Genomic DNA, 26035 nt, shown 5'->3' with positions numbered 1-26035 from the left:
CCGGCGGGTCAGCGGAGTTCGGTGCCCCGGGTTTCCGGGAGGGTGCGGATCACGAAGAACGCGATCGCCGCGCCGACCGCGATGTACCAGAAGAACAGCGACGACAGCTCGTACTGGGCCAGCATCTGGATGACCAGCGGCGCGGTGCCGCCGAACACCGCGACGGTGAGGTTGTACCAGGCGCCGATGCCCAGGCCGCGCAGCTCGGTGGGGAACAGCTCGGACATGATCGCCGGGGCGATCGAGGTCATCGCGGTGTAGAGCGCGACTCCGACGCAGAAGACCACCAGCAGGTTGCCGAGACCGGGCCGGACCAGGGTCGACAGCGGGACGATGAGGATCGCGGTGGCGGCCGACCAGATCAGCAGCTGGGGCTTGCGGCCGAAGCGGTCCGACAGCGCGCCCATCGGGTACTGCAGCGCGATGAACAGCGCGGTGGCGATCGACAGCGCCAGGAACACGTCGGTGGCGTCGGCATCGCGGTTCTTGACCGCGAACGGCGTCAGCGCGCTGAAGAACGTGTAGTAGCACAGCGTCGAGAGCATGCTGAAGCCCACCAGCTGCCCGACCGCCTTCGGGTGGTGGGTCAGCGTGGTCCACAGTGGATTCCGGAGCGCCTTGGCCTTCTCCTGGTTCTCCTCGAACTGCTCGGTCTCCTCCAGCGTCCGGCGCAACCAGATGCCCAGCAGGCCGAGCACGCCGCCGATCAGGAACGGGATGCGCCAGCCGAAGTCGGTGAGCTGCTCCTCGGTCAGCAGCGCGGTCAGCAGGTAGCCCAGCAGCGAGGCGATGAGCAGCGCGGTGCCGGTCGAGATGTAGAAGAACGCCGAGTACCGGCCGCGCTTGGCGGCCGGTGCGATCTCCGCGAGGTACGCCGAGGCGTTGGAGACCTCGCCGCCCAGCGAGAGCCCCTGGCTGACCCGGGCCAGGACGAGCAGGATCGCCGCCGCCCAGCCGATCGTCTCGAACGTCGGCAGCAACCCGATCACCAGCGAGCCGCCCGCCATCAGCGAGATGGTCACAAGCATCGCGGTCTTGCGGCCGCGCAGGTCGGCGAACCTGCCGAGCAGCCAACCGCCCAGCGGCCGGAAGAAGAACGCCAGCGCGAACGTGGCCAGGGTGTTGATCAGCGCGAGCTCACCGGGGAAGAAGGCGTGCGCGAAGTAGACGCTGAACGCGGTGTAGATCGTCCAGTCGTACCACTCGACGGCGTTGCCGATGCTCGCAGCGATCAGGGTGCGCAAGGGCAGCCGGGATTCGCCGGTCGTCGCCGTGCCTTGGGACATCGCATCCTCCGTGTCGTGGCAGCCCGCCCGCTTCCTGGAGGCACGTCGATGCGCTCCGGAGCCCGAACGGGTGACGACACAGTACGGTCTGGACCGTCCGTTCGGAAGGTGCGAACTCAGCCAGTGGGAAGGACTTGCGCCCGCCCCGCGGCGCTCAACGGGGGACTATCGGCGTTCCGGCCAGCTCGTGCGCGCCCTTGTTGCACTCCGGGCAGGTCGTCCACAGCCACGCCACGTCGGAGTTGTCCACAGTGATCTGCGTGCCGCACAGCGCCTCGATCTGCGCGTCGTCGGGAAAGCCGCCCTTCGGGCGCGGTTTCAGCGTGGCGTGCCGCTGACCTTCACCGGGTTGCCAGCGAAACGGGTGTGGCATGCGATCACCGCCTGTTTCAAGTCGACCGGAGACGACCACTGGGAGTGGGTCGCGTCCTGGCAGCCGGGTTCGGTGGCGAGACGCCGGCACCGGGAGCTGCTCGCTGGTGTCCGCATCTCGTGCTCCTGACCGGTCGTCGTCGCGCGTACCATTCTGCTGGTACTGAAACGCGGGGCCAATTACCTGAACAGGTAGTAGTTACCGGCGCGGAATTCTGTTTCGCTGTGTTTCATGACCCGTACCACTGGCGGCACGCCGAAGGCCCGCGCGCTCGGCGCTGAGCTGCGCGAAGCCAGGGAAGCGGTCGGTCGGAGCCTGCGTGCGCTGGCACACGAGCTCGACACCAACCACGTCAAGCTGATGCGGTACGAGACCGGGCGGTCCGTCCCTCCGCCGGAAGTGGTTGCCGCTTTCGTGACAGCACTGGGTGTTTCGGCTACTGAACGTGATCGACTCGTCGAGATGGCGCGCGACGCCGACGCGCCGAACTGGCTCACCGCGGACCGGGCGGGCGTGCGGCAGGAGCTGACCGCGCTGATCGAGTTCGAGCGCACCGCGACCCGCATCACCAACGTCGCCACCGGGCTGATCCCCGGCCTGCTGCAGACCTCCGACTACGCGCGGGCGGTGATGCACGGAAAACCGGTCGGCGAGGTGGAGAAGCTGGTGCTCATGCGCCTCGGCCGCCGGGAGGTGCTGGCCGCCCGCGATGCGCCGCGCCTGACCGCGATCATCAGCGAGAACGCGCTGCGCGAACCGATCGGCGGACACGCGGTGATGGCCGAGCAGCTGCACAAGGTGGCGGAACTGGCGGCGTGGCCCAGCATCGACGTCCGGGTGCTGCCCAGCGGCAGCACCACCTGGCACCCCGGGCACGTCGGGCCGTTCGTGCTGTTCGAATTCCCCAAGGCGCAGCCGATCGTGCATTTGGAGCACTACCGGTCCTCGGCCTTCCTCTACAACCCCGGACTAGCGCAGGAATACCTGGAAGCGATCACTACCCTGCTCTCGTTCGCGATGGACGACGCCGAGTCGATCGCGTTCATCACCAAGTGTGCGAACGAGATGGAGGCTATTGCGTGATTACGGTACAGCCGGTCGGTTGGCGTAAGTCGAGCAGGTCGGCGCAGGAGACCGATTGCGTGGAGGTCGGTCGCTGCGGTGATGGTGCGGCGGTTCGCGATTCCAAGCACCGGGCGGGCGGGTACTTCGCCGTTTCCGGTGCGCAGTGGCGATCCTTCGTCGCCGGGATCCGAGCAGGCCGGTTCGAGGCCTGACGACCCGCGGTGCCCCGAGGGGAGGGGGCACCGCCGAGCCGGTCGGGTGCCGGTGAATTTGTGAATGAATGTGCGGTTTCCGGATCGATCGAGTGAAAAAGGCGTTGTGCTCCACGGCAGACTGCTGTCGTGACGACAGTGCGCGAACTCGCCGATGAAGCCCTCGAACTCCTCGCCACCGCTGATCCGCTGAACGAACTGCTCGTGGGATTCCCGGGCACCGGGGACCGCCTCAACGATCTGTCCGAATCGGCCGAACAATCGCTCCGCGACCGCGCGGTCCGCGTTCTCGCCGCGGCGAGCCGGATCGAGGCGACCGGCCAGGACAGGATCACGCTCGGCGTGCTGGTGGAGCAGACCGAGTCCCTCATCACCCGGATCGACGCCAGGCTCGTCGAGCACACCGTGCACGACGGCCAGACCGCTCCGCTGGGCAAGCTGCTGGAACTGCTCGCCAGCTCGCGGCCGAGCGGTGCGCAGCAGGAGCAGGACTTCCTGACCAGGCTCGCGGCGATTCCGGAGTTCCTGGCCCAAGGCGCTGATCGCCTACGGCACGGCCTGTCCACCGGGCGGCTGCCGATCGCCGGTCGCGTGCGGGCCGCCGTCGACTACCTCGACGCGCACCTGGCCGCGCCGGAAGCGGACCCGCTGCACCTGGTGCCGCTGAACGCCGCAGCAGAGCGCGACGAGCTGCTCGCAGCGGAGGTCCGCCCGGCCTTCGCCGCGTACCGCGAGGTCTTGCACGCGGAAGCCCTGGAACGCGGACGGCCGGATGACCGCGCGGGGCTGTGCTGGCTGCCGGATGGCGAGGCGACCTACGCGGCGCTGGCCCGGATGCACACGACGACCGGCCGCACGCCGGAAGAGCTGCACCGGACCGGCGTCGAGCTGCTCGCGGAGCTGGCCGAGGAGTACGCGGAGATCGGCTCGCGGATCTTCGGGCTGCGCACGGCCGCCGAGGTGCAGCAGCGGATGCGCACCGACCCCGACCTGCGCTGGTCGGACGGGCGCGAACTGCTGGCCGCGGCCAAGGCAGCGATCGAGCGGGCGGAACGCGGCGCGCCGGAGTGGTTCGGCCGGCTGCCCGCCCAGCGCTGCCAGGTGGAACCGGTTCCGGCCGACCGGGCCCCGAACACCTCCGCGGCGTACTACATGCCCGGCCCGATCGACGGCTCCCGGCCCGGCACCTACTACGCCAACACCCACCTCGCCGAGCAGCGCCCGCGCTTCCTCGCCGAGGCGACCGCCTTCCACGAGGCCGTGCCCGGGCACCACTTCCAGATCACCCTCGCCCAGGAGCTGACCGGTGTGCCGGAGATCCGGCGGTTCGCCTGGGTCAACGCCTACATGGAGGGCTGGGGCCTGTACTCGGAGCGCTTCGCCGATGAGGCCGGTTGGTACACCGACGACGTGGCCCGGCTGGGCATGCTCGCGATGGATTCGAACCGCGCGGCACGGCTGGTGGTGGACACCGGCCTGCACGCCTTCGGCTGGAGCAGGCAGCGCGCGGTGGACTACCTGCGCGAGAACACGCTGATGCCCGAGGTCGAGGTCCAGTCCGAGACCGACCGGTACCTGGAGCAGCCGGGGCAGGCGCTGTCCTACATGGTCGGCAGGCTGGAGATCGAGCGGCTGCGCGACCGCGCCCGGGCAGCACTGGGCGAGGCCTTCGACCTGCGCGCGTTCCACGACCTGGTGCTCGGTTCCGGCCCGCTGCCGATGCCGGTCCTGGACCTCGTCGTCGCCGACTGGACCGGCTAGCTCGTGGTGGCGAGGGTGAACGGCAGCACCGAGGGTGCGCCTGCTTGCCGGAGCAGGCGGCTGACCACCGTGATGGTCCAGCCGGTGTCGGCGTAGTCGTCCATCAGCAGCACCGGTCCGTCCAGTGCGGACAGCTTCGCGGCGAGCTCCTCCGGCACCTTGAACTGCGACCACAGCGAAGCGACGCGCTGCGCGCTGTTGGTGCCGCTGCGCGGCGTGGTGTTCGGGTTGGTCAGCACCTCGCCCAGCAGCGGCAGCCGCCCGATGCCCGCGATCCGCTCGGCGAGGCTCCGCACCAGCACCGGGCGAGTCCGCGAGCCGAGCGCGACCACGCCGACGGGTCGCTGCTTCCAGTCCCACGCGGCCAGCACCTTGATCGCCGCCTGGAACAGGTCGTCCGGCAGCTGCTGGTCGGGGGCGCCGGTGGCGAGCAGGTCGCGGAGCCGGTTGCCCCACCCGATGTCGGTGAGCCGCCCGACCGCCCGGCCGGTGCCCGCCTGCTCGTCGGCGGGCAGCTTGCCGGACAGCGGAACGTCCAGCGCGTTCATGCCGCTGGGCCACATCTTGCGCGGCGACACCTCGACACCGGGCCTGCGCAGCCGCTCCTCGGCCTGCTGCACGGCCTGGTCGTCGACGTCACCGGAGTAGCCGGTGCCGGTGCAGTTGTCGCAGCGCCCGCACGGCGCGGCCTGCGCGTCGTCGAGCTGGCGGCGCAGGAACTCCATGCGGCACGTGGAGGTGCCGAGGTAGTCGAGCATCGCCTGCTGCTCGGCCTTGCGCTCGGCGGCGATGCGCCGGTAGCGCTCGGCGTCGTAGTGCCACGGCTCGCTGGTGGCCTCCCAGCCGCCCTTGACCCGCTGCACCGCGCCGTCGACGTCGAGGACCTTGAGCACCATCTCCAGCCGGCTGCGGCCCAGCTCCACGTGCGGTTCCAGCGCGGCCGTCGACATCTTCCCGTGCTGCGCCAGCGCGTCGAGCACCGCGCGCACGGTGGGTTCCGGCGGGAACGCCAGCGACGCGAAGTAGCTCCAGATGTCGCGGTCCTCCGGGCCGGGCAGCAGCAGGACCTCGGCGCGCTGCACACCGCGACCGGCACGACCGATCTGCTGGTAGTAGGCGATCGGCGAGGACGGCGCGCCGAGGTGCACGACGAAGCCGAGGTCGGGCTTGTCGAAACCCATGCCCAGCGCGGAGGTCGCCACCAGCGCCTTGACCTTGTTCGCCAGCAGGTCCGCCTCCGCCTGCTGCCGCTCGGCCGGATCGGTGCGGCCCGAGTAGGAGGCGACTTCGTAGCCCTGGTCGCGCAGGTAGGCGGAGATCTCCTCGGTGGCGGCCACGGTCAGCGTGTAGATGATGCCGGAGCCCGGCAGCTCCTTGAGGTGGCTGGCCAGCCAGCCGAGCCGGGCCTCCGCGGACGGCAGCCGCACCACGCCCAGCCGCAGGCTCTCGCGGTCCAGGGTGCCGCGCAGCACGAGCGTTTCCTGCGGGTCGGTGTACTCGCCGCCGACGCCGAGCTGGTCGGCGACGTCCTGCACGACGCGGTCGTTGGCGGTGGCCGTGGTGGCCAGCACCGGCACGCCCTCCGGCAGCTCGGTCAGCAGGGTGCGCAGCCGCCGGTAGTCCGGGCGGAAGTCGTGGCCCCAGTCGGAGATGCAGTGCGCTTCGTCGACCACCAGCAGCCCGGCGTTCTGGGTGAGCTCGGGCAGGATCGTGTCCCGGAAGTCGGGGTTGTTCAGCCGCTCCGGGCTGACCAGCAGCACGTCCACCTCGCCGGCGGCGACCCGCTCCTCGATGTCGGCCCACTCCTCGGGGTTGGCCGAGTTGATCGTCGCGGCGTGCACGTCGGCCGCGGCGGCGGCCTCGACCTGGTTGCGCATCAGCGCGAGCAGCGGGGAGACGATGACGGTCGGGCCCTCGCCGAGCTCGCGCAGCAGCGCGGTGGCGATGAAGTACACGGCCGACTTGCCCCAGCCGGTCCGCTGCACGACCAGCGCGCGGCGGCGCTCCAGCACCAGGGCGCGGATCGCGCTCCACTGGTCCTCGCGCAACGAGGCCTCGGGTCCGGCCAGCGCGCGGAGTCGTTCGTCGGCGAGTTCGCGAAGCGCCTGTTCGTCCACGCCCCGATTCCTACCGGACGCCTCCGACGTGCGTCGTCCGGGGGCCGCGGCGCGCCGAAAATCGGGTGCTGGACCGGTGGCCGAACGGACTAGTCTGGGCGCGTGACCACGACGACCACCACCACAGGCAAGGCGTCCGGCGAGCAGTTGCGGGACGAGGTCCGCGACGCGGCGCGGCGGGCGAAGCGGGCCGCCGCCGAGCTCGCGCAGGCCACCCGGGGCGACAAGGACGCGCTGCTGCACGCGATGGCCGATGCGCTGGTGCGCCGCGCGCCGGAGATCCTCGCCGCCAACGAGCTCGACGTCGCGGGAGGCCGCGAGTCCGGCATGGCGGAGGGCCTGATCGACCGGTTGAGCCTGAGCGCCGAGCGCATCGAGGCGATGGCCGACGGGCTGCGCACGGTCGCCGGGCTGCCGGACCCGGTGGGCGAGGTGCTGCGCGGCGGCGTGCTGGCCAACGGCTTGCAGTTGCAGCAGGTCAGGGTGCCGCTGGGTGTGGTCGGGATCGTCTACGAAGGTCGTCCGAACGTCACGGTGGACGCCGCCGGGCTCACCCTCAAGGCGGGCAACGCCGTGCTGCTGCGCGGGTCGTCGTCGGCGGAGAACTCCAACACCGCGCTGGTGGGCATCCTCTCGGACGTGGTGGTCGAGCACGGTCTGCCCGCCGATTCCGTGCAGCTGCTGCCGTGCCACGACCGGGCCTCGGTCCAGCACCTGATCACCGCGCGCGGCCTGGTGGACGTGGTGATCCCGCGCGGCGGTGCCGGGCTGATCTCCGCGGTGGTGGAGAACGCGACGGTTCCGGCGATCGAGACCGGGGTGGGCAACTGCCACGTCTACGTCGACGCCAGCGCGGACATCGACACCGCCCTGCGCATCCTGCTCAACTCCAAGGCGCGGCGCCCCAGCGTGTGCAACGCCGCTGAGACCTTCCTCGTGCACGAAGCCATCGCGGAGGAGTTCCTGCCCCGCGCGCTCGCCGAGCTCAGCAGCGCGGGAGTCACGGTGCACGGTGACGAGCGGGTGGTGGCCGTCGGCGGCTCCAACGTGGTGGCCGCGACCGACGAGGACTGGGACACCGAGTTCCTGTCCCTGGACATCGCCGCGGCCGTGGTCGATTCGCTGCCCGCCGCGGTCGAGCACATCCGCGAGCACGGCTCCGGGCACACCGAGGCCATCGTGACCAGCGACGTCCGCGCCGCGCGGCAGTTCACCGCGCAGGTCGACGCCGCCGCGGTGATGGTCAACGCCTCCACCGCGTTCACCGACGGCGGCGAGTTCGGGATGGGCGCCGAGATCGGCATCTCCACGCAGAAGCTGCACGCCAGGGGCCCGATGGGGCTGCCGGAGCTGACCTCGACCAAGTGGCTGGCCTTCGGCGACGGGCACGTGCGTCCGGGCAGCGCCCCGGCGAACGTGAGCTCCTGCCCGGGGAGCTGAGGTGACCCAGCCGCCGCGCCGCAAACGGGATTCGGCGGCCACCAAGCAAGCGCTGTTGCAGGCCGCCTCGGAGTTGTTCGCCGAGCGCGGCTTCAACGCGACGACGGTGCGCGACGTGGCTGCGCGGGCCGAGGTCAACCAAGCGCTGCTGTTCCGGTACTTCGGCTCCAAGCAGGAGCTGTTCGCCGCGGTGCTCAGCCACAACAGCACCCGGCTGCTCGACGCGCAGCCGCCCGAGGGGCTGCCGCGGCGGATGCTCGACGGCCTGCTGGCCGCCGACGGGCTCAGCGGTGACGAGCACCCGATCGCCGCGATGCTGCGCTCTTACAGCGATGAGCGCGCCGCGCACGTGCTGCGCGAGGAGCTGGGCGCCCGGTACACCGCCGGGCTGGCGGAGCTGACCGATGCCGAGGACGCCGAGCTGCGCGCGGACCTGGTGCTGGCGTGGCTGTTCGGGCTCGGCATGGTGCGCTCGGTGCTGGGCAAGAGCCCGCTGGCGCAAGCGGATCCGGACGTGGTGGCGCGCTACGTCACGCGCGGGATCTCGGTCCTGCTGGAGCGAACGGATCTTCCGGACGAAAGGTGACCGGCGGGTGCGGGTAACCAAGTGGCTGCGTACGGTGAAGATGTAAGCAATCGCTTACAAGCGCCGACCGGGAGCTGTGCATGACCACCACGGAACCGAGGGCCTACCCGTTCAGCCAAGCCGAAGACCTGGACCTGGATCCCCTCTACGCCGAACTGCGCAGGCAGGAACCGCTGAGCCGGATCCAGCTCCCCTACGGGGAGACCGCGTGGCTGGCGACCCGCTACGAAGACGCCAAGATCGTCCTGGGCGACCCGCGGTTCAGCAGAGCCGCGGTGCTGCACCACGACGAACCGAGGATGCGGCCCAACACCTCCAGCGGCGGGCTGCTGACCATGGACCCGCCCGAGCACACGCGCCTGCGCAAGCTCGCCGCCAAGGCCTTCACCGCGCGCCGGGTGGAACGGATGCGCCCGCACGTCGAGGAGATCGCCGACGGCCTGGTCGACGGGATGCTGGAGCGAGGCGCACCGGCCGATCTGGTCGAGGACTTCGCGCTGCCGCTTCCGATCACCGTCATCTGCGAGATGCTCGGCGTGCCTTACGCCGACCGCGCGGACTTCCGGGTCTGGTCGGACGCGTTCCTGTCCACCACCAAGCTCACCGCCGAGCAGGTCACCGACTACATCGACCGGATGCTCGACTACATGGCCGGGCTGGTCGCCGAGCGTCGCGCGGAACCGGCCGACGACCTGCTCAGCGCGCTGATCGCGGCCCGCGACGAGCAGGACAAGCTCTCCGAGGAGGAACTGGTCCGGCTGGCGGCCGGGATCCTGGTGGCCGGGCACGAGACGACCGCCAGCCAGATCCCGAACTTCGTCTACGTGCTGCTCACGCACCCCGATCAGCTGGCCGAGCTCCGCGCGAACCCCGACCGGGTGCCGGGAGCGGTCGAGGAGCTGATGCGGTTCGTGCCGCTCGGCAGCGGTGCGGGATTCCCCAGGTACGCCACCGAGGACGTCGAACTCGGCGGGGTGCTGGTGCGCGCGGGCGAACCGGTCATGGTCAGCACCTCCGCGGCCAACCGCGACGAAACGGTGTTCAGCGATCCGGAACTGCTCGACCTGACCCGCCAGGAGGCCTCGCACATCGGTTTCGGCCACGGCCCGCACCACTGCCTCGGCGCCCAGCTCGCGCGGATGGAGTTGCAGGTCGCCCTGAGCACGCTGCTGGCGCGGTTGCCGGGCCTGCGCTTCGCGACGTCCGCCGAGGACGTCGAGTGGAAACGCGGAATGCTGGTCCGCGGGCCCCAGAAGATGCTGCTGGCGTGGCAAGGTGGCGAGTGATCCAGCTCATGCTCGCGCAGCTGCTCTGCGGAGGCGCTGATGGCGTGAGCTGCACCGATCAACGGTCAGGACGAGTACTGGAAGAGGTGGCAGATGAGCTGGTCGATCGAGATCGACGCGAACACCTGCATCGGCAGCGGCATGTGCGCCGGAGTGGCGCCGGATCAGTTCGAGCTGGTGGAGGGGTACGCCAGCGCGAAGCAGTCGCAGGTGGAGCCGGCCGACGAGGTGGTCGACGCGGCCGAGTCGTGCCCGGTCGAGGCGATCCTGGTCAAGGAGGTCGGGTCGGGCCGGGTGATCGCCCCGGAGGAGTGACGCAGGACACGTTCGAGGTCGCGTCATAGCCCCTCAGCTGCGGGGTCACACCCGTGCGCGCCTGAGAAACGGCAGCGCCCGCGACCGTAGGTGGGCCCCCAGCCGCCGAAGGTCGCGCAGGGCCGCGGGGCCCGGCCCAGGGGGGAGCTTGGGCCGGGTTCCGCGGTCGGCGGGGGCCGTGCGGCCCGGGTTGGGAGGGGAGTCCCAACCTGGACCACACGGTTGATGAGGGGCGTGCGGCCCGGTTCGGCGGGGGGCTGAACCGGGCCGCGCGGTGCGATCCGCGACACTTCGCGACGCCCCACCGAGCGCTCGGCAGGGATCCTTTCCTAGGCTTGGCAGCTATGTCTCGTCGCCGGATCGGGGTCATGGGTGGCACCTTCGATCCCATTCATCACGGTCACCTGGTGGCCGCCAGCGAGGTGCAGGCCCAGTTCGGCCTGGAACAGGTGATCTTCGTGCCGACCGGGCAGCCGTGGCAGAAGAGCCACGAGGCGGTCAGCCCGGCCGAGGACCGCTACCTGATGACGGTCATCGCCACCGCGTCCAACCCGCGCTTCCTGGTCAGCCGGGTCGACGTCGACCGCGCCGGCCCGACCTACACCGCGGACACCCTCACCGATCTGCACGCCGAGTACCCGGACGCCGATCTGTACTTCATCACTGGCGCCGACGCGCTGGAGCAGATCCTGTCCTGGCACCGGGTCGAGGAGATGTTCGAGCTCGCGCACTTCATCGGTGTGACGCGGCCGGGCTACTCGCTCAACGGAGCGCACCTGCCCGCCGGAGCGGTGTCCCTGGTGGAGATCCCGGCGATGGCGATCTCCTCGACGGGCTGCCGCGACCGCGTCCGCGCCGGGCTGCCGGTCTGGTACCTGGTCCCGGACGGGATCGTGCAGTACATCTCCAAGCGGGGCCTCTACCGCGAGGTCACCCCGGAGTGGGGTCCGTAGCGCGTTTTCGGGAGGTCGTGGTGGAAGTGCCTTCGGAGCTCCGCGCGGACGTGGAGCTGTTGTGGGACTACCACTTCGTGCCGCACGAACTCCGCGCTTGCGACGTGGCCATCGGGCTGGGCGGGCACGACCTTGGTGTGGCCGATCACGTCGTCGACCTGCACCGGGCCGGTTACTTCCCGCTGGCGGTGTTCACCGGGGCGAACGCCGCGACGACCGTCGAGCGGTTCCCGCGCGGCGAGGCCGTGCACTACCGCGAGCACGCGCTCGAACGCGGGATGCCGGATTCGGCGATCCTGGTCGAGCCTCGCGCGACGAACACGGCGGAGAACATCGAGTTCACCCGCGCGCTGCTCGCCGAGTCCGGTGTCCGGGTCGGCTCCGCGCTGCTGGTGTCGCGCCCCTACCAGCAGCGCCGCGCCTTGGCCACGGCCAGGAAGATCTGGCCGGAGGTCGAGTTCGTCTGCAGCGCGCAGCGGCTGCCGCTGGACGACTACGTCCGGTCGATCGGCGACGTCCACCGCGTCATCACCATGCTCGTCGGCGACACCCAGCGGATCACCGCCTACGCCGAGCGCGGTTTCGCCGTCGCGCAGGAGGTGCCTGCCGAGGTCGACGAGGCCTTCCGCCGCCTCGTCGAAGCCGGCTACACGGGCAGGCTCGTCGCCGAATAGCGGTGACCTGGTCGGTCCCGCCGAGCACGTCGGCGGGGCGGGAAACGAATCCGGTTCGTCGGTGGGCGCTTTATCTTCGTCGTCGTGGAAAGACTGCGCTACCGCCTCATCACCGGTCCTGACAACGCCGAGTTCTGCCGTCGGATCAGCGCGCTGCTGGAGGAGGGCTACGTGCTCCACGGCTCACCGACGTTGACGTGCAAGGGCGACAGCGTGATCGCTGGGCAGGCCGTGATCCTGCCCTCCGAACAAGACTGATCTTCGGCCGCGGCCGCGCGTGGTACGAGCTGAGGGGTGAGCCCGTCCGAGACCGGGCGAACTTGCGTGGTGTTCGCCTCAGTGCGGACGGCTTCGCGGCCGGTGCTCGGGATCGCGCGTTAAAAACGATCGCGAGTCCTGGGCATAGCGGACGATGCGGCCGGTGGTCGGCCGAGGTGGTCCGTCCTGGCGCACTGCGGGCTGGCCTATCCTCTAACCGGTGTGGGTCGCACACCGGGCCCACCTCGAGAGGAGTGACGTGGCAGCCACCGAGAACGCTCGCCGACTGGCTCTGATCGCGGCGCAGGCCGCGGCGGACAAGAAGGCCACCGACGTGGTCCTGCTGGATGTCTCCGAGCAGCTGGTCATCACCGACTGCTTCCTGATCGCCTCGGCGCCCAACGAACGGCAGGTCGCGGCGATCGTCGACGAGATCGAGGAGAAGGTCCGCGAATCCGGCACGAAGCCGGTCCGCCGGGAGGGCGCGCGCGAGGGGCGCTGGGTCCTGCTGGACTTCGTCGACCTCGTGGTGCACGTCCAGCACGCCGACGAGCGCGCCTTCTACCAGCTGGAGAAGCTGTGGAAGGACTGCCCGCGGATCGAGTTCGAGGACGCGAACGTGCCCGACTCGCCGGAGGACGAGGCGTGAGCCTCGACCGGTTAGTGCTCTGGCGGCACGGGGAGACCGACTACAACGCGTCCGGACGCCTGCAGGGGCACCTGGACAGCGCGCTCACCGAGACCGGTCGTCAGCAGGCCCGCCGCGCGGCGCCGCTGATCGCCCGCTTCGCGCCGGACACCGCGGTCAGCTCGGACCTGAACCGGGCACGCACCACCGCTGAAGCGTTCGTCGAGGTCAGCGGGGCTTCGGTGCGGTTGGACAAGCGACTGCGCGAGACGCATCTGGGGGAGTGGCAGGGCCTCAGCGGAGCTGAGGTCGAGCACGGCTGGCCTGGGGCGTTGGAGACCTGGCGGTCGAGCCCGACGTGGGCGCCACCCGGCGGGGAGACCCGCGTCGAGGTGGCCGAGCGTGCCGCGGAGGTGGTCGAGGAACTCGACCACCAGCACCAGGGCACCGCGCTGCTGTGCGCCCACGGCGGCCTGATCACCGCGCTGACCGCGAAGCTGGTCGGGCTCCCGCTGGAGCTGTGGCCCGGTCTGGGCGGCATCGGCAACTGCCACTGGGTGCTCCTCAAGCGGCGCAGCGACACCCACTGGCGCTTGATGGCCTACAACGCCGGCGTCCCCGCCGAGAACTGACCGCTGAACGGCGCGAACGCGCTGAGCCGTCCGGAGTCATCCGCCGACCACCTTCGTCCCGTGGTCGTTTTGCCTGGTTTCATGGTCTCGGTTCGGCACGCTCGATGCGCTGGGGGTCGGTCGGTGGAGGCTGCGGGAAACTCGCTCGTCCTGGCGCTGGGCCTCGTTCTCATGTCCGGTGTCGTGCACGGCATCCAGCGGTCGGTCGCGAGCGGGAACCTCAAGCGCAACGGCATGCTCGGCATCAGGACGAAGGTCACGATGTCCTCCGACGAGGCGTGGGAGGCCGGGCATCTCGCGGCGTGGCCCTGGACGCGCGCCGGCGTGTGGGTCGGCTACTCCTCAGCGGCCGTGACGGCGATGATCGCGACGGGCCAGCTGATCGCGGGCACCGGCTCACCGCTCCTGCTGCTGCTCCCGGCTGCCGGGCTGGTCGTCGTGGTGGTGCTGATGTTGCTCGGCACCCGCGATGCCAACGCCGCCGGGCGGGCCGCGAACGTCGGCCGGAACGAGGACTGACCGCGCTGGGCGAGCGCTGATCGGACCCCGTGCACGACGTCGTAGGGTTGCGGGGTGCCCATTGCAGTCGTCACCGATTCGACGGCGTACTTGCCGGCGGGATACGCCGAGCGGTACGCGGTGCGGACCGTTCCCCTGCACGTCAGCGTGGACGGGGCGGTGGCGGTCGGCGAGCCGGAATTCGGCCCGGACGACCTGGCGCGGGCCTTCGCCCGCAAGCACCGCGTGACCACCGCCGGCGCGACGCCGCAGGAGCTGGCGCGCGCCTTCCGGGCGGCGCTCGACGAAGGTGCCGACGGGGTGGTCGCGGTGCACCTGTCCCGGCAGCTCTCGGGCACGTGGGACGCGGCCCGGCTCGCTGCCCGCGAGGTCGACCCGGACCGGGTGCGGGTGGTCGACTCGCGGTCCGCGGCGATGGGGCTGGGATTCTCGGTGCTGGCTGCCGCCGAGGCGGCGAAAGCGGGCGCTGACCTGGACGAGGTGGTGCGCACCGCGACGGCCACCGCCGAGCGCACCACGACCCTGTTCTCCGTGCAGACGCTGGAATACCTGCGGCGCGGTGGCCGGATCGGCACCGCCGCCGCGGTGCTGGGCACGGCGTTGGCGATCAAGCCGTTGCTGCACGTCCACGACGGGCGGATCGACGCGCTGGAGAAGGTGCGGACGACCACGCGGGCGATGTCCCGGTTGCTGGAGATCTCCTCGTCCGCAGCGGGTTCCGGGCCGGCGGCCATCGCGGTCCACCACTTGGCGGCCCCGGAGCGCGCCGAGCAGCTCGCGAGCCGGATCCGCGCCGATCTCGGTGCCGCCGCGGACTGCGTGGTCTCGGAGGTGGGCGCGGTGATCGGGGCGCACATCGGGCCCGGTGCGGTGGGCGTCGTGGTGCTCCCGAACGGGTGGCGTTCGGGCGCTTGAGAATCTTTCGGTGGGCGGATTCCACACCATCGGGCCGAATCCGCGTCCACTGTGGTCGGCTTGGCGAAAAATAAAGCTGCACAACGTCTTTCGTCTGCTCTACCTTCGTCGCCATGTTCGACGTGCAAGCATTCCGCGCAGCTGGTGAACCCGACGAAGTCCTCGACCCGCGAAGCAGGCTGCAGACCCTGCGCCGGCACGCCGCCCGCGACGACGCGGCGGAACGGGCCGGTCCCGACTATTCGGTGGCACCACCGGAACCGGTGCCGCGCAACCGCGTGCGCAGGCTCGCCGAGCGATGGCTGCCCGAATCCATGCTGAGGTCCAGAGTGGACCCCGGCCGGGCCGGTGTGCTCGCGATCGCCCTGGTGGCCGTCGTCGTGCTGCTCGGGGTGGCCGCGATGGCGTGGACGTCGCGATCGGTCGCCGAACCGGCGCCGCCACCGGTGCTGCCGCCGCCTCCTGTGACGACCGCGGCCGAGCCGGACCTCGTCATCAGCGTCGTCGGCCAGGTCGATCGCCCGGGACTGGTCACCGTCGAGCCCGGCAGCCGGGTCGCCGATGCGGTCGAGGCCGCCGGTGGCGCGCTGCCGGACACCGATCTGACCGGGCTCAACCTCGCCCGCCGCCTGACCGACGGCGAGCAGCTCTACGTCGCCGTGCCGGTCCCGCCGCAGGCCCAGGCCGGGCAGACCGGTGACGGGAAGGTCGATCTGAACGTCGCAACGGAGGAGCAGCTCGATGAACTACCAGGCGTCGGCGAGGTCACCGCCAAGCGGATCGTGCAGTGGCGGTCCGAGCACGGCCGGTTCGAGTCGGTGGAGCAGCTGCGGGAGGTGGGCGGGATCGGCAGTTCCCGCTTCGCCCGGCTGCGGGAGTTGGTGCGGGTGTGAGCACCGGGTTCGACCTCCGACTGGCGCCGACCGCGGTCGCGGTCTGGGCGGCGACGCTGATCGGCCTGCTGGCCGGGTGGCTCGTGGCAGCGGTGGCAGCGGTGTTCGCGCTGCTGGTGGTGCCGCTGGTGTGGCCGGCTTCGCGGAACCGCGCCTGGGCCAGGGCAACGCTGGTGGTCCTGCTGCTGGCTGGTGTCGCGGCAGCCGGCATGGCCGTCCGCGGCCACCACGCCGAGCACCACCCGGTGCGTCAAGCAGCCCACCACGGCGAGCGGTTGACGGCACGGGTGACCTTGACCAGTGCGCCGATCCCGTTGCGCGGCCCGTCGTTCGGAGCGCAGCGAGCACAGGACCGCGCTCTGGTCCGGACCGAGCTGGAGACCGCCGTCGTGGTGGGCAGGCACGTGCGGGCCGGTGGCTCGGTGGTGCTGCTGGTGCCGACCGACCGGTGGCGCGACCTCATCGCCGGGCAGAGCGTGACGGTCCGCGGCAAGGCCGCACCACCGCGGTCGGGTGAGCTCACGATCGCCGCGCTGCAGGTGTTCGGGGCTCCCACCGACGTCGCTGCGCCGCCGGGTTGGCAGCGGACCGCGGCGGACCTGCGCGAGGGGCTGCGCCGAACGGCAGCGGCGGAGCTGAGCCCGGCCGCGGCCGGACTGCTGCCCGGACTGGTGATCGGCGACACCAGAGCGCTGCCGCCGGAAGTGGCGCAGGACTTCGAAACCGCAGGCCTCACGCATCTCATGGCGGTGTCGGGGGCCAACTTGGCGATCGTGTGCGGCACCGTGCTCCTGGTGCTGCACCTGATCGGCGCCGGACCGGTGCTCTCGGTGCTGGGTGCGGGCGCGGCGCTGGTCGGATTCGTCGTCCTGGCCGGTCCGGAGCCCAGCGTGCTGCGGGCGGCGGCGATGGGTGCGGTCACCCTGCTGGCGCTGGTGCTGGGCAGACGGCGCTCGGCGTTGCCCGTCCTGTCGGCGAGCGTGATCGGTTTGCTGCTGCTGTTGCCGGAGCTGGCCACGAGCGCCGGGTTCGCCCTGTCCGTCGCGGCGACGGCCGGACTGGTCGTGCTGGCACCGGCGTGGGCGGCCGCGCTGCGGGATCGCGGCGTTCCGGTCGGCGTTGCGGAAGCCATCGCGGTCCCGCTGGCCGCGCACGTCGTCACGGCTCCGCTGGTCGCGGCGCTGTCCGGGACGGTCAGCCTGGTCGCGGTACCGGCGAACCTGCTGGCCGGTCCGGTCGTCGCACCGGCGACCGTGCTCGGAGTGCTCGCAACGGTGGTCGCGCCGCTCTCCGGGTGGCTGGCGGGTGCGTTCTGCTGGCTGGCCGCGCCAGAGCTGGAGTGGCTGGCGCTGGTGGCCGACCGCGCGGCTGCCGTCCCCGGCGGATCGTTCGAATGGTTACCCGGCACCGCCGGTGGACTGCTGCTGGCGGCCCTGGTCGTCGTCGGCCTGTTCGTCCTGCGGGGCAAGCGGTTCCGCGTCTTGGCGGCGGTGGCCCTGCTGGTGGTGGTGCTCGTGCTGGTGCCGGTGCGCAGCGCTGTGTCCGGCTGGCCGGTGCCCGGCTGGAGCATGGTCGCCTGCGACGTCGGTCAGGGCGATGGGCTGGTGCTCGCCACCGGGCGGCCGGAAGAAGCCGTCGTGGTCGACACCGGTCCGGATCTGGAACGGTCCGCGGCGTGCCTGGACCGGTTGGGAGTGCGCCGGATTCCGCTGGCGGTGCTGACGCACCTGCACGCCGATCACGTCAGCGGACTCACCGGCCTGCTGGGCAGGTTCTCGGTCGGAGCCGTGGCGGTGGGGCCGCTGCGGGAACCGGCGTGGGCGATGCGGGAGGTGGTGCGAGACGCCAGGGCGCACCGGGTTCCGGTCGTGCCGATGCAGGCCGGGCAGCGGGCGAGCTGGCCGGGCCTGGTGCTCGACGTGCTGGCGCCGGACCCGGCGCTGGCCAGGACGCAAACAGCGGAGGACGCCAACGACGCATCGATCGTGCTGCTGGCCACCACGCCGGCCGGGCGGGTGCTGCTCACCGGCGACATCGAGCTGCCCGCCCAGGGCGAGCTCGTCGCCTCCGGGCTGGACCTGCGGGCGGATGTGCTCAAGGTCCCGCACCACGGATCTCGTTACACCACACCGAGATTCCTGAACGCGGTCCGCCCGGGGACGGCGTTGATCAGCGTCGGCGACGGCAACAGCTACGGGCACCCCAGCCCGTTCGTGGTGGATGTGCTCACCCGCGCGGGCGCGAAAGTGCTGCGCACCGACCAGGAAGGAGACATCGCGATCATGCCGGGGCCGAACGGCCCCCGGCACGTCTCACGAGGGGATCCGCTGCGCGCGGTGGATCGCTGACTACGGTCTCTTGTGGACAGTGCGCGGCGCCTCGGTGGCACCGCGCACTGCCCGGAGGGAATTACAGGCCGAGAGCCTGGTTGACGGCCTCGGTCGTCGGCGCCACGGTGGCCTTCGGGCCGATCTGGTCCTGGACCGCGTCCAGCGTCTTCAGCCCGTCACCGGTGATCAGCAGGACGGTCTCGGCGTCCGGGTCGATCTGGCCGGTCTCGATGAGCTTCTTCGCGGTGGCCACGGTGACCCCACCGGCGGTCTCGGCGAAGATGCCCTCGGTGCGGGCCAGCAACCGGATGCCGTCGCGCACCTCGTCGTCGGTGACGTCCTCGATGGCGCCGTTGGTCTTGCGCACGATGTCCAGCACGTACGGGCCGTCGGCGGGCGCGCCGATGGCCAGCGAGCGCGCGATGGTGTCCGGCCGAACCGGCTGCACCACGTCGTGCCCGCCCTTGTACGCGGTGGACACCGGGGAGCAGCCGGTGGCCTGCGCGCCGAAGATCCGCACCGGGCTCGGCTCCACCAGGCCGACCTGGCCGAGCTCGTTGAATCCCTTGTAGACCTTGGTCAGCTGCGAACCGGAGGCGATCGGCACCACGATCTGCTCGGGGATCCGCCAGCCGAGCTGCTCGGCGACCTCGAAGGCCAGCGTCTTGGAGCCCTCGGAGTAGTAGGGGCGGACGTTGACGTTGACGAACGCCCAGTCCTCGTGCTCGCCGGCCAGTTCGGTGGCCAGGCGGTTGACGTCGTCGTAGTTGCCGTCGACGGCGAGCAGCGAGCCGTCGTAGACCGCGCTCATCAGGATCTTGGCGCGCTCCAGGGTCTTCGGCACCAGCACCACCGAGTCCCAGCCGGCGCGGGCGGCGGCCGCGGCCACCGCGTTGGCCAGGTTGCCGGTCGACGGGCAGGCCAGCACCTTGAAACCGAACTCGCGGGCGGCGGCCAGCGCGACCGCGACCACGCGGTCCTTGAACGAGTGGGTGGGGTTGCCGGTGTCGTCCTTGATCCAGATCCGCTTGACTCCCAACGCCTTCGCGAGGTTGTCGGCGCGGATCAGGCGCGTACAGCCGGGGTCGGTGTTCGGGTGATCCTCGACGTTGGTCGGCACCGGGAGCAGCTGCTTGTAGCGCCAGATCGACCGGGGGCCGGCTTCGATGTCCTCGCGGCGGATTCGCGGGAAGTCGTAGGCCACTTCCAGCGGGGAGAAGTCTTCGAGCGAGACAAACTCGGGGGCCAGCGGCTGCCGGTGCCCCTCTTCCTTGGACACCAGTTCGACGGCGTTGCCCAGGTCGTAGGTCTTCTGGGCAGGGGCAGCAGCGGTCATCGCGAGGTCCTCTCCTCATCTGTCCCGCGGACGGGTCGGAATTGGCACCGCTTTCGCCGGAGACCTCGCGGAAGAAGACACGATTCGCCGGACGAACGGTTGCCGGGGCTTCATCGGGCCGTTCCCTCTGCCCCTCTGGATGAGCTATTCGGTTGTGCCCGCAACGCTAATGGATCGCGCGCGGTTCTGGCCAGGCCGATCCAGATGCCGGGATCGTCGCGGGTGCGTGGGACGATGCCTGCATGAGCTCACCGTCCGTGGTCACCGATCCGCTGCACCTGGTGCTCGGCGACGAGGAACTGCTGGTGGAACGCGCGCTGTGGGCGGCGGTCGGAGCGGCCCGCGCGGCGGACCCGGACGCCGAGCTGCGCCGGGTGAAGGTGAGCGAACTCACTCCACCGGAGCTGGCCGAGCTGCTCAGCCCGTCGCTGTTCGCGGAGGGACGGGTGCTGGCGGTGGAATCCGCGCAGGACGCGGGCAAGGAGATCGCCGAAGCCCTGCTGGCCCAGGCCAAGCAGCCGGTGGACGGCGTGACGCTCGTGGTCGTGCACACCGGCGGCGGGCGGTCGAAGTACGCGAAGGAACTGCCCAACGCGCTGCGCAAGCTGGGCGCGCGCGTCACCGAGTGCAACAAGATCACCAAGTCCGCCGAGCGGGAGGCGTTCGTCCGCGACGAGGTCCGCCGGGCGGGCGGCAAGGCGGACGCGGCCGCGGTGGCCGCGCTGATCGAGACCGTCGGCTCGGACCTGCGCGAGCTCTCCGCGGCGGCGACCCAGCTGGTCGCCGACACCGGCGGGAAGGTCGACGAGACCGCGGTGCGCCGCTACCACCGGGGACGCGCGGAGGTCACCGGGTTCGCGGTCGCGGAGAAGGCCGTGACCGGCGACCGGGCCGCCGCGCTGGAGGCGTTGCGCTGGGCGGTGCAGCTCGGCGTCCCGCACGTGCTGATCGCCGATGCGCTCGCGGATTCGGTCCGGACCATCGGCCGGGTCGCCGCGGCCGGCGGTCGCAACGACCCGTTCCGCCTGGCCGGCGAGCTCGGCATGCCCGCGTGGAAGGTGAAGAAGGCGCTGGCGCAGTCCAGGGGCTGGACGCCCAAGACCCTCGCGGCCGCGCTCCAGGCGGTCGCCGAGGTCAACGCCGGTGTCAAGGGCATGGCCGCGGACGCCACCTACGCACTGGAACGCACCGTCCTGCGCCTCGTCGAACTCCGCAACCAGCGCTCCTGACAAGCAAAACGGCCCCTTCCCGCGCGGGGAGAGGGCCGTTGAGCAGACCGAACTCAGAGCTCGTTGACGCGCTGCGCCAGAGCCGACTTCTTGTTGGCGGCCTGGTTGCGGTGGATGACGCCCTTGCTGGCGGCCTTGTCCAGCTCGCGGCTGGCGGCGCGCTGCAGCTCGATGGCCTTGTCCTTCTCACCGGCGGCAGCGGCCTCGCGGAACTTGCGGATCGCGGTCTTCAGCGAGGACTTCACGGCCTTGTTGCGCTGCCGGTTCTTCTCGTTGGTCTTGATCCGCTTCATCTGGGACTTGATGTTGGCCACTGTTCGCCTCTTTCGCGTCTGTCGAATCGGTCGTGCCGCGCTTGACTCGGCCCTGCCCGGGGGCAGGTTTCCTCCACGGCGGAACGCCGCACGGCACGGTCGACCATGTTAACAGCCGCGACCTGGGCGGATGCCGGCCGGGCGAGCGGGCGCGACAGCGATCACATCGGCTCGGAACCGGTCCCCGCAGACCATAAGGTCGATCCTCGTGCTGGATGCCCTGAACTGGCCTGGTTTCGCCGATCTCACGCTCGCCGGACTGCTCTTCCTCTGCGCGGCGGCGTTCCTCGCGGGGGCGGTCGACGCCATCGTCGGTGGCGGCGGGCTGATCCAGCTGCCCGCGATGCTGCTGCTCCTGCCGGGCGGTGAGGTGATCTACTCGCTGGCCACCAACAAGGTCGCGGCGATCGCAGGCACCGCCGCGGCCGCCCGCACCTACGCCAAGCGCACTCCGATCGACTGGAGCGCCGCGCTGTCGATGGCGCTGGTCGCGCTGCTGGGATCGCTGGGCGGAGCGATGCTCGCCAACGCGCTGCCCTCGCACGTGCTCAACATCATCGTGCTCGTGGCGCTGGTGGCCGTGGGCCTCTACACCTGGCGCAAGCCCGACCTCGGGTCGGTGGACGCGCCGCGCTTCCAGCGCCGCGTCCAGCTGCTCGTGATGCTCGCGGGCGGTGCGGTGATCGGCTTCTGGGACGGCATCGCCGGTCCCGGCACCGGATCGTTCCTGGTGTTCCTGCTGGTGGGCCTGGTCGGCTTCGCGTTCCTCACGGCATCGGCCACGGCGAAGGTGGTCAACGTCGCGACCAACATCGGCGCGCTGATCTTCTTCATCCCGGCGGGCAAGGTGCTCTGGGGCCTGGGAATCCTGATGGCGCTGAGCAACATCGCGGGCAGCGTGCTCGGCGCGATGCTGGCCGCCCGGCGCGGATCGGGTTTCGTGCGCCGGGTCTTCCTGACCGTGGTCGTCGGCCTCGTCATCAGCCTCGGCTGGAAGATGGCCGCCGGCGCGTAGCGGCGAGGGTGCCGCAGCCCACAAGATCCTTCAGTCAGGGTGTCCGCGCGGCGTAGCATCACGGCTGGCTGTGCCTAGGGTTCCGCTCCCGCTCCGACGCAGATCGCCACAACCAGGAGCGCGGGGGACCGGTCCGAGCGGCACCGGCGACCGTCGAACGGACGCGGTCGTACATCTGACGGGACAAAAGCCTGGAGGAACCCGGCTGCCGCGCGCCCGCGCGGTGCGGAGAGGGTTCCATGGGTCTGGTCGCCGTTGTTCTCGTCGTGGCCGCTGCGTTCGCCCACGCGGGCTGGAACTTCTTCGCCAAGCGGGCCGGATCGGCAGGCGCCGGTTTCGTCTGGCTGACCGCCACCTGCTCAGCGGTGCTGTACCTGCCGGTGGCCGCCGGGGCGCTGGTGCTGTTCGGCGTTCCGCCGCTGGGTGACTGGGTGCTGGGCGTGCTCGTCAGCGCGGTCGTGCACCTGGCCTACTTCCTGCTGCTGCAGCGCGGTTACGCCGTCGGTGACATGTCGGTGGTCTACCCGCTGGCCAGGGGCACCGGCCCGATGCTGGCGATGCTGATCGCGGTGCTGGTGCTGGGCGAGCGGCCGGGCTGGCTCGGGGTCGCCGGCGGCCTGCTGGTGATCGCGGGAGTGCTGGTGATCGGGCTGTCCGATGGCCTGCCCCGCTCCGGCGCGAGCCTGGCCGGGGTCGGGTTCGGCGTCCTGACCGGTTCGCTGATCGCGACCTACACGGTGTGGGACGCCTACGCGGTGACCGGCCTGGCGCTGTCCCCGCTGCTGTACGACTGGGCGAACAACTTCGCCCGCTCCGGACTGCTCGCCCCCTACGCGGCCCGCCGCCGAGCCCAGATCGCCGCGGTCTGGTCCGAGCACCGCGCGGCGGTGCTGGCGGTGGCGCTGCTGTCGCCGCTGGCCTACATCCTCGTCCTGTTCGCGATGCAGCTCGCCCCGGTGAGCCTGGTGGCCCCGGCCCGCGAGCTGAGCATCGTCATCGCGGGCCTGCTGGCCTGGCGCTTCCTCGGCGAGTCCCAACCCGGCCGCCGGATGACGGGAGCACTCGTCGTCCTCACCGGAGTCGTCCTCCTCGGCATCGCCTGATCAGCGCTCGGGACGTTCGGTGGATGCGGCGAGCTGATCCGGCGATCCGGGGTTCGGCCGGGTAGGAATGGGACATGGATGTCTTGGCCAGCCGGTTGATCCTCCGACCGCGCGAGCGGGACCGTTCGCTGCGCTTCTACCGGGACGTGCTCGGGTTGGCGATCGCCCGGGAGTTCCCCGGTGGCACGGTGTTCTTCCTCGGACAGGGGCTGCTGGAGATCTCCGGCAGCGGCGGCCCCGGACCGAGCCCGGACCAGGTGCTCTGGGTGCAGGTGCGCGATGTGCGGTCGGAGTTCGAGCAGCTCCGCGAGCGCGGTGTCACCGTGCTGGCCGAGCCCGAGTGCAAGCCGTGGGGCCTGCACGAGGCCTGGATCGCCGACCCGGACGGCATGCGGATCGTGCTGGTGGAGATCCCGTCGGACCACCCGCTGCGCGTCGACGTCCGGAACCTCTGACGAGAGCGTGGCGGCCCCGGGTGGAACCGCGACACCCGGTTCAGCCGATCGCGGTCCAGAACTCGTAGTGGTGCTCGGCGGCGAAATCCCGGACCGCGATGCCGCCCGCCCGACCGGATTCCAGCGCTAAGACCACATGCCGGTCCCACCGCGCGGCGTCGTCCCCGTTGGGGTCTCCGGTGGCCGCGAACCGCGTCCAGTAGCCGATCATCTGGACGGCGAGTTCCCGCTGCGCCTGGTCCAGCGGCTCGGCCCAGTCCGCGTTGAACAGGTACGGCAGCTCGGCGGTGTGGTAGGCGCCCATCGGGTACGGCGGCCGGGGGACTCCTGCATGCCAGGGCGCTTCCCGCGGTGCGAATTCGTAGCTGTAGGTGGGTGTCCAGCGGGCCAGTGCGGTGGCGGTGTCCAGCGAGGACTTCGCCCAGCGGTGGTCGGTGATCGCGGCTGATCTCGCCAGGCTCGCGCAACTGTCGTCGTAGCAACCGTATTCGCGGATCACGGCGTCGGCGTGGGCCGGGAACAGCTGCGCCACTTCGGCGCGGTACTGCTCGAAGCTCAGCGGCCGGCCGTTCATCAGCTCCGCACCCATGGTCATGAAGCGCTCTTCGTCGCGGTTGATGCCGTGCAGCACGGGAACTCGTTCGAACCGGCCGCTTTCCAGCGCGGTCGCCGGGTCCAACGGCAGCGCGGTGCCGCCGAGCGCGGGGCTGAAGTTCTCCCCGGCGGCGACTTCCAGCAGTTCTGGTACCGGTTTGCGCCGCAGGCAGTCCGCCGCTGTCGCCTCATCGGCGCACCCCGCGCGAGCTGCCAGTCCGACCCCTTGCTGCGCGGCGATGGCCCTCGGGCGCGGCGCGGAGGTCGTCTCGGGAGACCACTGAACAGCGCACGGGGCGCTCTGGATGATCGCGCGGTGGAAGAGCCCGGCGGAGCCGGGGGAGACCAGGTTGTCGCACACCGAGAACCCGCCTCCCGACTCGCCGAACAGCGTCACGTTGCCCGGGTCACCGCCGAACGCCCGCGCGTTGCGCTGGACCCAGCGCAGCGCGGCCTGCTGGTCCTGGAGCCCGTAGTCGCCGGTGGCGTCGAGGGCCGGGTGGCTGAGGAAGCCGAAGACGCCGAGCCGGTAGTTGACGGTCACCACGATGACATCGCCCCTGGTCACCAGTGGTGTGGGGTCGTAGCGGTGCCCGACGCCGTCGACGAAGCTGCCGCCGTGGAGGTAGACCATCACCGGTAGCGGCCGGTCCGCGGCCCGCCGCGGTGCGGTGACGTTGAGGTACAAGCAGTCCTCCGTCGTGCTCGGCTCGCCGATCTCCATGCCGACCTGCGGGCACGAGTTGCCCTTGCGCGTCGCATCGCGGGGCGTTTCCCACGGCTGCGCGGGCTGCGGCGGTGCCCAGCGGAGGGCGCCGGTGGGCGGGGCCGCGTACGGGATGCCGATGAAGGACCGGGTCTGCTCGGTCACGGCACCGCGCACGGGACCGGAATCGGTCAGCACCACGGGGTCATCCGGCTGTTGCGCTCCGCAAGCGGCGAGCCCTGCGGTCAGTCCGGCCGCGAGCAGAACGGCGAACGTCTTCGAATGTCGCGTGCGGCCGGTCATTGGCCGCTCCTCTCCGTCGTGGACCGCCGGGTCGGCGTCCGGTGCGGAGGAACGCTATCCAGGATTTGGGCAAATGCGCAAGACGTTTGCGCAAGGCGTTTGCCTGAGGCGGATGCGCCATCAACTGCTAGGGTCCGGCCATGGGAAACCGCGAGGATCTGCTGGCCGGGGCGAAGCGCTGCTTGCTCGACAAGGGCTACGAGCGCTCGACGGTGCGCGACATCGCGACCGAGGCGGGCGTCAGCATGGCCGCGATCGGCTACCACTTCGGATCGCGCGAGAACCTGCTCAACGCCGCGCTGTTCGAGGCGATGGACGAGTGGGGCGCCGAAGTCGCGCGCACCCTCGGCGCCGAAGGTGAGAGCGACGCCGGGACGGCGGAGCGGTTCGAGGCGATGTGGGCGCGCATGATCGATTCGTTCACCAGCCACCGCCCGCTGTGGCTGGCCAGCGTCGAGGCCTTCATGCAGGCCGCGCGCTCGTCGGAGCTGCGCGACCGGCTGGCCGACGGCATGCGGCAGGGCAGGGCGGGACAGGCGGCGGCGCTGCTGGTCACCGGCGAGGATTCCCTCCCGGACGAGCAGGTGCGCAGCCTGGGATCGGTGCACATGGCACTGCTGTCCGGGGTGATGCTGCAGTGGATGGTCTCGCCCGAGGACGCCCCGAGCGCGGCTGAAGTGGCGCGGGGATTGCGGGCGCTCTCCGGTGTGGTCTGGCCGGACGGCGAGAGCTGAGCG

General features: G+C 71.1%; 27 protein-coding genes and 1 riboswitch. Of the genes, 21 read left to right on the top strand and 6 right to left on the bottom strand.

Annotation, left to right across the window (positions count from 1 at the left end; all coding sequences use genetic code 11):
* Positions 1-8: 8 nt before the first annotated feature.
* Entirely contained in the window at positions 9-1286 is a 1278-nt protein-coding gene (locus ATL45_RS05405) for an MFS transporter (RefSeq protein WP_093152306.1), read from the bottom strand.
* Positions 1287-1440: 154 nt separating this feature from the next.
* Positions 1441-1659 (bottom strand): HC3 family zinc finger protein, encoded by a 219-nt coding sequence (locus tag ATL45_RS05400; RefSeq protein ID WP_093152304.1) that lies wholly within the window; start codon positions 1657-1659, stop codon positions 1441-1443.
* A 231-nt stretch (positions 1660-1890) separates the two neighbouring features.
* Here ATL45_RS05400 and ATL45_RS05395 point away from each other — a divergent pair, with 231 nt between their 5' ends.
* The 3 genes from ATL45_RS05395 to ATL45_RS05385 all read left to right on the top strand — a co-directional run bounded on the left by ATL45_RS05395 (position 1891) and on the right by ATL45_RS05385 (position 4697).
* On the top strand, positions 1891-2742 hold the full coding sequence (locus ATL45_RS05395) for a helix-turn-helix domain-containing protein (protein WP_093152301.1): 852 nt from the start codon (positions 1891-1893) through the stop codon (positions 2740-2742).
* On the top strand, positions 2712-2936 hold the full coding sequence (locus tag ATL45_RS05390; RefSeq protein ID WP_439332437.1) for a DUF397 domain-containing protein: 225 nt from the start codon (positions 2712-2714) through the stop codon (positions 2934-2936). Before ATL45_RS05395 ends, ATL45_RS05390 begins: the two co-directional genes overlap by 31 nt.
* A 129-nt stretch (positions 2937-3065) precedes the next feature.
* Entirely contained in the window at positions 3066-4697 is a 1632-nt protein-coding gene (locus ATL45_RS05385) for a DUF885 domain-containing protein (RefSeq protein WP_093152299.1), read from the top strand.
* Here the strand turns inward: ATL45_RS05385 and ATL45_RS05380 are convergent.
* Positions 4694-6814, bottom strand: coding sequence for a RecQ family ATP-dependent DNA helicase (locus ATL45_RS05380; RefSeq protein WP_093152296.1), 2121 nt, complete (start codon positions 6812-6814; stop codon positions 4694-4696). The two genes, ATL45_RS05385 and ATL45_RS05380, sit on opposite strands and share 4 nt — an antisense overlap.
* A gap of 102 nt (positions 6815-6916) precedes the next feature.
* Between ATL45_RS05380 and ATL45_RS05375 the strand changes: the two genes are divergently transcribed.
* From ATL45_RS05375 to ATL45_RS05315, 13 genes are all read left to right on the top strand, one after another.
* On the top strand, positions 6917-8254 hold the full coding sequence (locus ATL45_RS05375) for a glutamate-5-semialdehyde dehydrogenase (RefSeq protein ID WP_093152293.1): 1338 nt from the start codon (positions 6917-6919) through the stop codon (positions 8252-8254).
* A 1-nt stretch (position 8255) separates the two neighbouring features.
* Positions 8256-8840, top strand: coding sequence for a TetR/AcrR family transcriptional regulator (locus ATL45_RS05370; protein WP_093152290.1), 585 nt, complete (start codon positions 8256-8258; stop codon positions 8838-8840).
* 80 nt (positions 8841-8920) lie between these two features.
* Positions 8921-10126: a cytochrome P450 gene (locus ATL45_RS05365; RefSeq protein ID WP_093152288.1), complete on the top strand. Its 1206-nt coding sequence runs from the start codon at positions 8921-8923 to the stop codon at positions 10124-10126.
* A 93-nt stretch (positions 10127-10219) separates the two neighbouring features.
* Complete coding sequence (locus ATL45_RS05360) at positions 10220-10441, top strand: ferredoxin (protein ID WP_093152285.1); 222 nt, start codon at positions 10220-10222, stop codon at positions 10439-10441.
* A 344-nt stretch (positions 10442-10785) separates the two neighbouring features.
* The gene (gene nadD, locus ATL45_RS05355) at positions 10786-11394 is read left to right on the top strand and encodes a nicotinate-nucleotide adenylyltransferase (RefSeq protein ID WP_093152283.1); all 609 of its coding nucleotides are present in this window, start codon (positions 10786-10788) and stop codon (positions 11392-11394) included.
* Between the two features lie 20 nt (positions 11395-11414).
* Positions 11415-12068 (top strand): YdcF family protein, encoded by a 654-nt coding sequence (locus tag ATL45_RS05350; RefSeq protein WP_093152588.1) that lies wholly within the window; start codon positions 11415-11417, stop codon positions 12066-12068.
* An 84-nt stretch (positions 12069-12152) separates the two neighbouring features.
* Complete coding sequence (locus ATL45_RS05345; protein WP_246025178.1) at positions 12153-12326, top strand: DUF1737 domain-containing protein; 174 nt, start codon at positions 12153-12155, stop codon at positions 12324-12326.
* A 259-nt stretch (positions 12327-12585) separates the two neighbouring features.
* Positions 12586-12975 carry a ribosome silencing factor gene (gene rsfS / locus ATL45_RS05340; RefSeq protein ID WP_093152278.1) on the top strand — a complete coding sequence of 130 codons (390 nt, stop codon included), beginning with the start codon at positions 12586-12588 and terminating at the stop codon, positions 12973-12975.
* Complete coding sequence (locus ATL45_RS05335; RefSeq protein WP_093152275.1) at positions 12972-13586, top strand: histidine phosphatase family protein; 615 nt, start codon at positions 12972-12974, stop codon at positions 13584-13586. Before rsfS ends, ATL45_RS05335 begins: the two co-directional genes overlap by 4 nt.
* Before the next feature lie 123 nt (positions 13587-13709).
* Complete coding sequence (locus tag ATL45_RS05330) at positions 13710-14105, top strand: SdpI family protein (RefSeq protein WP_093152272.1); 396 nt, start codon at positions 13710-13712, stop codon at positions 14103-14105.
* A gap of 54 nt (positions 14106-14159) precedes the next feature.
* Positions 14160-15020, top strand: a complete 861-nt coding sequence (locus ATL45_RS05325) for a DegV family protein (protein ID WP_093152269.1) — start codon at positions 14160-14162, stop codon at positions 15018-15020.
* A gap of 113 nt (positions 15021-15133) precedes the next feature.
* Positions 15134-15913: a ComEA family DNA-binding protein gene (locus ATL45_RS05320; RefSeq protein ID WP_093152267.1), complete on the top strand. Its 780-nt coding sequence runs from the start codon at positions 15134-15136 to the stop codon at positions 15911-15913.
* Entirely contained in the window at positions 15910-18261 is a 2352-nt protein-coding gene (locus ATL45_RS05315) for a DNA internalization-related competence protein ComEC/Rec2 (RefSeq protein WP_121505296.1), read from the top strand. The genes ATL45_RS05320 and ATL45_RS05315 overlap by 4 nt, the downstream gene beginning before the upstream one ends.
* Positions 18262-18322: 61 nt before the next feature.
* Here the strand turns inward: ATL45_RS05315 and thrC are convergent, their stop codons facing one another.
* Positions 18323-19579 (bottom strand): threonine synthase, encoded by a 1257-nt coding sequence (thrC, locus tag ATL45_RS05310; protein ID WP_093152264.1) that lies wholly within the window; start codon positions 19577-19579, stop codon positions 18323-18325.
* A 12-nt stretch (positions 19580-19591) separates the two neighbouring features.
* A riboswitch (SAM riboswitch) is annotated at positions 19592-19725 on the bottom strand.
* Positions 19726-19821: 96 nt separating this feature from the next.
* Between thrC and holA the strand changes: the two genes are divergently transcribed.
* The gene (holA, locus tag ATL45_RS05305; protein ID WP_093152261.1) at positions 19822-20808 is read left to right on the top strand and encodes a DNA polymerase III subunit delta; all 987 of its coding nucleotides are present in this window, start codon (positions 19822-19824) and stop codon (positions 20806-20808) included.
* 53 nt (positions 20809-20861) lie between these two features.
* Here the strand turns inward: holA and rpsT are convergent, their stop codons facing one another.
* A complete protein-coding gene (gene rpsT / locus ATL45_RS05300; protein WP_093152258.1) occupies positions 20862-21122 on the bottom strand; it encodes a 30S ribosomal protein S20 in 261 nt (86 codons plus the stop codon).
* 208 nt (positions 21123-21330) lie between these two features.
* On the opposite strand from rpsT, the gene ATL45_RS05295 reads away from it, so the two are divergent.
* The 3 genes from ATL45_RS05295 (at position 21331) to ATL45_RS05285 (ending at position 23695) form a co-directional block, all read left to right on the top strand.
* Complete coding sequence (locus tag ATL45_RS05295) at positions 21331-22137, top strand: TSUP family transporter (RefSeq protein ID WP_093152256.1); 807 nt, start codon at positions 21331-21333, stop codon at positions 22135-22137.
* Positions 22138-22376: 239 nt separating this feature from the next.
* Positions 22377-23240, top strand: coding sequence for an EamA family transporter (locus ATL45_RS05290; RefSeq protein ID WP_093152253.1), 864 nt, complete (start codon positions 22377-22379; stop codon positions 23238-23240).
* Between the two features lie 74 nt (positions 23241-23314).
* The gene (locus ATL45_RS05285) at positions 23315-23695 is read left to right on the top strand and encodes a VOC family protein (protein WP_093152251.1); all 381 of its coding nucleotides are present in this window, start codon (positions 23315-23317) and stop codon (positions 23693-23695) included.
* Positions 23696-23735: 40 nt separating this feature from the next.
* On the opposite strand, the gene ATL45_RS05280 is transcribed toward ATL45_RS05285, so the two are convergent.
* Entirely contained in the window at positions 23736-25298 is a 1563-nt protein-coding gene (locus ATL45_RS05280) for a carboxylesterase/lipase family protein (protein ID WP_093152248.1), read from the bottom strand.
* A gap of 140 nt (positions 25299-25438) precedes the next feature.
* Here ATL45_RS05280 and ATL45_RS05275 point away from each other — a divergent pair, with 140 nt between their 5' ends.
* Positions 25439-26032, top strand: a complete 594-nt coding sequence (locus ATL45_RS05275) for a TetR/AcrR family transcriptional regulator (protein ID WP_093152245.1) — start codon at positions 25439-25441, stop codon at positions 26030-26032.
* Positions 26033-26035: the final 3 nt, after the last annotated feature.

Origin of the sequence: Saccharopolyspora antimicrobica, from assembly GCF_003635025.1 — a bacterium.
Lineage (GTDB): Bacteria > Actinomycetota > Actinomycetes > Mycobacteriales > Pseudonocardiaceae > Saccharopolyspora > Saccharopolyspora antimicrobica.
Note: the sequence above shows the minus strand (reverse complement) of the source record. Positions and strands in the feature narration are given on the sequence as shown.